Raw genomic sequence first — 2,931 nt, 5'->3', positions numbered from 1 at the left:
GGAGGTGCCGGGCCGCCGGGATGGCGATGAACCGCAAGGAGGACAAAGCGGTGGACGCGCTCGTGACCGCCGATCGCATCGCCCCCCAGCACGTACGCAACCGGCCGCTGGTGCGCAACCTCGTACGCGACCTGCGCAGCAGCGGCAAGCACTCCAAGGGGCGGGAGATCCGCACCCTGGCCACGAGGATGGGACTCGACTGATACCTGGAACTCAGCGAAGACCACCATGAGCACCACGACGACGCCGAAGCCCAGCTGGGCGTAGGTCGGGTAGTCCACCAGTTGCTCGCGGACCAGCGTGAGCCCGATCGCGCCGACCACGCAGCCCACCAGGCTCTGCCGGCCGCCGATGACGACCATCGCCAGCAGCAGGAACATGTTGCCGATGTTGAAGGTGTCCGGAGCGACATAGCGGATGAGACGGACGTACAGCACGCCCGCGACACCGCCGTACACGCTGGAGAGCAGGAAGGCGGTCATTCTCAGCAGCGGGATCTCCGCGCCGACGGCCCCGGCGGCGAGCGGATCGTCGCGCATCGCCTGCAACCGCCGGCCCAGCGAGGTGCGGACCACGAAGAGGCCGAAGGCCAGCGCGGCGGCGAACACCACAACTTCCAGGTAGTAGTAGAGGTACTCGCTGGCCAGGTCGATGCCGAACATCGGCGGGACGGGGATCGCCGAGATGCCCTCGGCTCCGCCGGCCACCTCGGCGTTGGTGGTCCAGTTGATGAAGCCGAGCGCCAGCCCGAGGGTGACGATGCCCAGGTAATGCGACTGCATGCGCAGCGCCGGCACGCCGACCAGCAGCCCGATCAGCGCGGCGGCGAGCATCGCGAGCGCCGCCGCGGGCCAGAAGCCGAGCCCGTTGTTCGTGGTGAGGATGGCGGTCGCGTAGGCGCTCACCCCGAAGAAGGCGACCTGCGCCAGGTTGATCTGGCCGGCGATGCCCATGGCCAGGCCGAGGCCGATCGCCAGCAAAGCGAACACCAGCGCGATGTTCACCACGTGAATGGCATAGCCGCCCAGTTGGTACGGCAGTATCCACGCCACCGCGACGAGCGCCACCAGTGCGCCCAGCCGCGGTGTGGGACGTACTTGCGGACAGAACTCATGCGCGGCTCACCGTCATCTCTCCGAACAACCCGGTCGGCTTGATCATGATGATCACGGTGAAGACCAGGAAGACGACCACTTCCGAGTAGCCCTGGAAGTGCCCGGCGGCGTAGGAGTCCAGGACCCCGATGGCGAGGCCGCCGACGATGGCGCCGGGGATGTTGCCGCAGCCGCCGAGCATCGCGGCGGCGAATCCCTTGATGCCCAGAGCGCCGCCCATCGCCGGACTCACGTACAGCAGCGGTCCGACCAGGCCGCCGGCCAGCGCCGCCAGCCCGGCGCCGATCGCGAACGCGATCGCGTTACTGCGCCCGACATGGATGCCCACGGCGGTGGCCGCCTCGTGGTCCATCGCGACCGCCTGCATGGCGGCACCTCGTTTGGTGCGCTGCAGGAACCACACGAGCAGCACCACCGCTAGCGCGGCGATGGCCAGAACGACCAGGTCGTAGGTCCGGATCCGCAGGCCGAAGAAGTCCAGCGGGGCGGACTTCACCGGAGAGGCGACGGCCCGTCCGGTCGCCCCCCAGATGAGAATGGCCACCGCCTGCAGGACCATGCCGAAGCCGATCGTGCCGATCAGCATCAGGGTGACGTCCTTGTTCTCCAGCGGTCGCAGCACCCGTTCGATGATGAGCCCGATGAGGCCGGTGACCGCGATGGCCAGCACCATGGCCACCGCGAAGGGCAACTCGGTCGACATGTAGAACGTCGAGGCGGCATAGGCGCCGATCATCAGCACGTCGGCGTGCGCGAAGTTGACCAGCCCCATGGTGCGGTAGGTCGTCCACGAGGTACTTCGCGAGGGTCTCGTCATAGGTCGTGCTCGTCGGCCCGTTGAGGAACAGGAAGGGGCTCTTGACCGCGACCAGCCCCGGCGACTGGCCGGAGGCGATGTTGGGGATCTCGGCCTGGCGCAACGTGGGCGCCATCGCGATCGTGACGGCGCTCTCGGCCGTTCCGATCATCGCGATGTACTTCTGGCTGGCGATCTTGCGGGCGATGTTGGTGCCCACCGTCGGGTCGCCCTGATCGTCGAAGACGTCGAGCTGGATCTTACGGCCGTTGATGCCGCCGGCCTGGTTCCATTCGTCGACGGCGAGCTTGGCGCCCTTGTGCTCCCACTTGCCGAGCGAGCTCAGCAGCCCGCTCTGGGCGTTGACAATAGCGATCTTGATTGGCCCGGTGCCGCTGGAACCTGGCGTGATGGGACGACGTCGGCTGAATCGGTCAGGTGCTGGGCAACTCGCCGTGCGGGCCGTAGATGAAGACCAGCCACAGCGGTTCCCGTCCGGTGTTGATGTGCTGGTGCTTGACGCCTTTGGGGATGAACATGAAGGTGTGCGTCTCGAACGGCGTGCGCTGACCGTCCTCCGCCACCACCTCGCCCGACCCGCGCACGATGAAATTGATCTCTTCGGACTCCGGATGGTCGTGCAGTGAACTGGCCTCGCCCGGTTCGAAGATGGTCAGGCCGCCGACGAGGAACTCACTGGGGTTCAGGTGCCGGTCGACGACCTTGAAGACCTTGCGGCGGTGACCGCTCTCGTCGAGGCCGAGCCAGGTGGGTTGCGCCTGGGCGAACGGGTCGATCACTTGGATCATGACGGCCCCTCCTCGGGGAAGACACCCTGGTAGATGTCCTTGATGTTCCAGTGCCCGGGTGTCGGCACCGGCTCATTGACCATGGGTACGTCCAGCACGGCCGGCCGGCGGCGGGTGACCGCCGAGCGCAGCGCCGACAGCAGTCCCTCGGGCGCGGGGATCGCGTAGCCGTCCGCTCCGCAGGCATGGGCGAAGACGGCGAAGTCCGGGC

Annotated in this window: 4 protein-coding genes and 1 pseudogene; all 5 read right to left on the bottom strand. The window is 67.5% G+C overall.

What is annotated here, in order from left to right:
• On the bottom strand, positions 1-1,067 hold a 1,067-nt coding region (locus tag HKK72_RS38225), incomplete at its 3' end, for a branched-chain amino acid ABC transporter permease (protein ID WP_187239259.1).
• Positions 1,068-1,110: 43 nt separating this feature from the next.
• Complete coding sequence (locus tag HKK72_RS41890) at positions 1,111-1,932, bottom strand: branched-chain amino acid ABC transporter permease (protein WP_261987587.1); 822 nt, start codon at positions 1,930-1,932, stop codon at positions 1,111-1,113.
• A gap of 19 nt (positions 1,933-1,951) precedes the next feature.
• Positions 1,952-2,257, bottom strand: a pseudogene (locus HKK72_RS43050) (ABC transporter substrate-binding protein); the annotation flags it as partial.
• Between the two features lie 88 nt (positions 2,258-2,345).
• Positions 2,346-2,720 (bottom strand): cupin domain-containing protein, encoded by a 375-nt coding sequence (locus HKK72_RS38215; RefSeq protein WP_187239258.1) that lies wholly within the window; start codon positions 2,718-2,720, stop codon positions 2,346-2,348.
• The coding region (locus tag HKK72_RS38210) for a hypothetical protein (protein ID WP_222721658.1) at positions 2,717-2,931 on the bottom strand (215 nt) is incomplete at its 5' end. The genes HKK72_RS38215 and HKK72_RS38210, both read right to left, overlap by 4 nt.

It is taken from the genome of Actinomadura sp. HBU206391 (genome assembly GCF_014323665.1).
Taxonomy (GTDB): Bacteria; Actinomycetota; Actinomycetes; order Streptosporangiales; family Streptosporangiaceae; genus Actinomadura_C.
Note: the sequence above shows the minus strand (reverse complement) of the source record. Positions and strands in the feature narration are given on the sequence as shown.